Origin of the sequence: Gottfriedia sp. NPDC056225 (assembly GCF_042267765.1) — a bacterium.
In the GTDB taxonomy this organism is placed as follows: Bacteria; Bacillota; Bacilli; order Bacillales; family Bacillaceae_G; genus Gottfriedia.
This window is the reverse complement of sequence record NZ_JBHJTJ010000105.1, coordinates 1-4385: the sequence shown is the minus strand read 5'-3', so window position 1 is coordinate 4385 and position 4385 is coordinate 1. Positions and strand designations below refer to the sequence as shown.

Sequence of the window (4385 nt, the reverse complement as noted above, 5' to 3'; positions counted from 1 at the left end):
ACCGAACAAGCTGATAAATTTTATATTTCCAGTGGATTTTTTAAGGGAGATTTTTATTCAAATTCAACTCATTTTATGGAGCTTAAAAACTAAAGCGTTGTTCAACTAACTAATGCTTTAGTTACATAAGAAACAAGATTCGCAAATACGACTTTTTGTTGGAAGGAGCTGATTAGATGATAAAGTCTATCGCTAAACCCAAAATTCCTAAAAACTATAACTACATTTTAAAGACTGGTCAATTAGAAGAAATATTGATACAAAATAAATGTACAATTCATGTTGATTTGGATTATTGGTTACCTCAAAAAATTGGAAGTATCTTTGAAGTTCATTTTTGGTTGCCTAATTCTAATGTTCCATACAAGCGTTTATATATTAGAGCAGGAGCCTTACAAAATAAAGATGTAAAAGTGGCAAGGGAAGTAATGACAAGTACTGTTTTTCCAGAATTTCATAAATGGCTGCAATTTTATTTGAAATTACCCGAAAATGCACCTCAACTTTTTAATACGCCTTATTTTTGTGCAGTATTTGAAAATAATAAAGTTAAGTTTTTATCGAATTCTTATTGAACTAACGCAAGCGTTAGTTGGAATATGGTTATTTGAATACTGTATTTCCTATAAAGAACTTTAATATCCAGGAAAACTATGATTAATATTAGAGGTGCAACATGGCATTATTTATAAAAATATTTGGTAATAGAATGAATAAGAGAGTTAAAGAACAATATGAAATTTCTAATGGTTTACATGAGGAGATTTTTTTAAAAAATAACGAATGGAAAAACAGTACTTATTTAAAGAAAATAAATGACTATTTTCTTACTGATGAACAATTTAGTAAAGAAGAAATTAAAAAAATATTAGAAGAGTTAGAAGAAGTAAAACTTTTTTTATCAAAAGAAGTTTATACAGAATTAAACAATATTCTATGTAAACTAAAAGATCTAGATGTTTTAGGTGTAAAAATTGAAGGCAGCTATTGTGATGATACAACACTTGAAATTTATGAAACTTATAATAATACATATAATAGTCAATTCCAAGAAAATAAAATATATATTATTTCTGAAACAATCTTAGAAGGCTTACAATATATGGCTATTAAAAATGAGTTAAATCTTTTAAGCAATTTAGATTTATACAGTGATTCTTATTATAAAAGATTTCAAATTCCATCTTTAATAAAAGAACTAGAATTTATTAATATTAATGCTAGTAATATTGTACTCAAGATTTCAGCAAAACAACTAATAAATGTGTTTAGCAATGCTTCTATTAAAGAAGGAGAATATGGAGTATTATTTGTAGGTAATTAACTTGAGAGATTTTAATGGACTTAAAAGTAAAGATTCTATCACAGTTATTCATTAAGATTTTCTTATTCAACTAACGCATGCTTTAGTTGAACAACACGATCGAAATTTACGTACGTTCTGGTATTTTAGTAGGATACGTAATTAATGTATTTGATTAAATTGATATGGGAAGTGAAAAAATGTTCATGTATTATTCTATGCTCATAATAGGTGTTTTGATGGTAATAGGGGCAGTAGTTTACTTTATAGCTATGTACAATCAAAATGAGTATCCATTATCAAGTATAGGTAAAAGCCTTGGAATTTTTATAATGGGAGTTTTACTTTTATGGATCACACTTCCAAGTATAAAATATGTTGTATTTAAGGAATATGATGTTGTCAGAGGTAAATGCTTTATTGACATAGATTCATCCAGTCGTACTTCTGAAGCTGACTTCAATATGCTTGAAACAGATGAAATTTTTAGTTTTAGAGATATACCTGAACTAGATGCTTATGGAAAGTCCATCCCTTATTTTTGTAAAGTGACAGTTACAAAAGACCATAAGTTTGAAATTAGTTATAAAATATATGATCCCAAAACACGAAAATTAATTACAACAAGCGAATAGATTGTGATTATCACTAAAAATGATAAAAAGTAACTTACCTACTTTTATACTTGAAGCAATCTTATGCAACTAACTAATGCGTTAGCTGAACAACGATTTACTGCCTCGGTGGTCGTTTTTATTGAACTAAATGGCAGTTTAGTTGCATAAGAAAAGGACTTCTTGATTAGGGAATAGAATAAATAATAGTAACTTAACTTAAGAAATTACAATCAAAGGGGAAAAGTATGAATAAGTATGAGCGAATTGAAACAGTAATAATGGCTGTAGTGACTGTAGGATTTCTTATTTTTTTTACTTGGATAAAACTAGATAATTCAGCTTCATTACTTTTAACATTGTCTTTATTTATATTTATACTGTTTGCATTATTGGTTATTAGATTCATGGGGAAAAAGAGGAAGAAACATAACACGAAACCAAATGATAAATGGATTGGTTCTCTTCTTATGATGCTTTTTATATTTCTATATAACGGCCTGTTAAATATAGTTGCATTGGATCGATCATTTTTAAATGGATCATCATGGATGATTCCTGCGTTTATTGGTATTTTCATTGGATTATTTGTGCGTAAAAAATCTTTACAGCAATAAAAAGTGGATCTTTATATGAAGGTCTTTTTTTACTGCATATTAAACTAAATCATGCGTTAGTTATATTAGACTTACAAAAAAAAGACTAGCCCCATGGCTAGTCTTTTAACTACATTTTTAAATTTTCTTCATTTAAATCTTCCAATTCAGGTAAAACAAATCGACCATCTTTTCGAATCAATACATCATCAAACCAGATTTCTCCTCCGCCAAACTCAGGTCGTTGAATACTGATAAGGTCCCAGTGAATCGCTGATTTATTTCCATTGTCTGCTCCATCTAATGAATCACCAATTGCTAAATGAAAGCTACCATTTATTTTTTCGTCAAATAAAGTATTATTCATCGGATGTAAGATATAAGGATTAAACGCTAATGCAAATTCTCCAATATATCTTGACCCTTCATCTGTATCAAGTATTTGATTGATTCGTTCCGAATCGTTTGCATGTACTTCAATGATTTTACCATTCTCAATTTTTAATGAGATATGATCGAATGAAAATCCTTGATTCACAGAGGCAGTATTAAACGTGACAATCCCATTTACAGAGTCTCTTACAGGTGCTGTATAAATCTCACCATCTGGAATATTATCGATGCCGTCACCTTTTAACACGCCAACTCCTTTAATCGAAAAGCTAAGTTCCGTTCCGTTTCCAATGATTTTTACCAGATCCGTTTTTTCCATTAATTCTTTTAATGGATCCATCGCTTTAGACATCTTTTTGTAATCCAACGTACAAACATTATAATAAAAATCCTCATACGCTTCTGCGCTCATCTTCGCTTCTTGTGCAGCAGAAGGATTTGGAATTCGTGTCGTAACCCACCTTGTTTTATAAACGGCTTCACTTTGCGCTTTACCGAAAATTGTTTGATATAATTTCATTTTATCTGAAGGTACGTCTGCTAATTCATACGCATTGCGCGGACTTCGTAGATTGATATAAACTTGCATCTTGCTTAGACGATAGCACTCCCAATCTGCGAACATTTTAAACTGTTCTTCTGAACCTGAAATGATCATTTGGCGAGTAACAGCCACGTCGCGCATTGAAACATGTGCATGACCACCAGCTTCTCCAACAGCTTTTACGATTGCTTGTACGACTAAACGATCAACCTCAGTCACACTTTGGATCAACACATGATCCCCTGGTTGAACTTTTGTAGAATGATTGACTAATACATCTGCTAATTTTGCTAAGCGACTATCCATTATAAAAACTCCCTATACTTTTCATCTATATCACTACTCAAATCCAACGCTTCTAGACTTTTGGAAATAAATTGATATATCGTCTATAATTTTCGACATTTAGATGTAATACACCTTTTCTATCGTATAACTTGCAATAAATGTATTCATTCCTATTGAACTAACTGATGCAATAGTTGAAGAACACGAGCTGCTTAAATGCGGCTTTTTCTATTCAACAAAATGGCAGTTTAATTCAATAACGTAACAATTTCACTCTAAAATCATTAATGGAAAAAATATTGAAATTTGTCGAATAATTTTCATTCGTTGATTGATTTTTTAACTTAAAAATCTATATCAATACTCATTATAATAGGTTTATCCAAATGTAAAGACTTTGTATTAATCGTCCTACTTTAATTTGAAAGGGTTGGCTATATGAATGGATTTTTTATTGAACTAATCATTTTTGCTGCAATTATGGGTTTATTGTTATTTATCTTCAAGGTTTTCCGAAGATATCAAAAAATTATTGCACTAATTATTATTTTTAGTAGTCTACTGATTTTTTTCTATGTAGAACAAGGTAGTTACGATAGTAAGTTTTGGTCAATTGTATTAGTTAGTTGTGTACCTATTTCTTCACT

Annotated in this window: 6 protein-coding genes; 5 read left to right on the top strand and 1 reads right to left on the bottom strand. The window is 29.9% G+C overall.

All coding sequences use genetic code 11. The annotated features are described in order from the left end of the window. The first annotated feature begins 176 nt into the window (after positions 1 to 176). The 4 genes from ACFCYN_RS24960 (at position 177) to ACFCYN_RS24945 (ending at position 2534) form a co-directional block, all read left to right on the top strand. The gene (locus tag ACFCYN_RS24960) at positions 177 to 575 is read left to right on the top strand and encodes a hypothetical protein (protein ID WP_375952771.1); all 399 of its coding nucleotides are present in this window, start codon (positions 177 to 179) and stop codon (positions 573 to 575) included. A 101-nt stretch (positions 576 to 676) separates the two neighbouring features. Beyond that, a complete protein-coding gene (locus ACFCYN_RS24955) occupies positions 677 to 1324 on the top strand; it encodes a hypothetical protein (protein WP_375952768.1) in 648 nt (215 codons plus the stop codon). Between the two features lie 218 nt (positions 1325 to 1542). After that, positions 1543 to 1938, top strand: coding sequence for a hypothetical protein (locus ACFCYN_RS24950; RefSeq protein ID WP_375952765.1), 396 nt, complete (start codon positions 1543 to 1545; stop codon positions 1936 to 1938). Positions 1939 to 2165: 227 nt separating this feature from the next. Beyond that, complete coding sequence (locus ACFCYN_RS24945) at positions 2166 to 2534, top strand: hypothetical protein (RefSeq protein WP_375952762.1); 369 nt, start codon at positions 2166 to 2168, stop codon at positions 2532 to 2534. A 109-nt stretch (positions 2535 to 2643) separates the two neighbouring features. Here the strand turns inward: ACFCYN_RS24945 and ACFCYN_RS24940 are convergent, their stop codons facing one another. Then, the gene (locus tag ACFCYN_RS24940) at positions 2644 to 3756 is read right to left on the bottom strand and encodes an aminopeptidase (protein WP_375952759.1); all 1113 of its coding nucleotides are present in this window, start codon (positions 3754 to 3756) and stop codon (positions 2644 to 2646) included. Positions 3757 to 4176: 420 nt separating this feature from the next. Here ACFCYN_RS24940 and ACFCYN_RS24935 point away from each other — a divergent pair. Further along, the coding region (locus ACFCYN_RS24935; protein WP_375952756.1) for a hypothetical protein at positions 4177 to 4385 on the top strand (209 nt) is incomplete at its 3' end.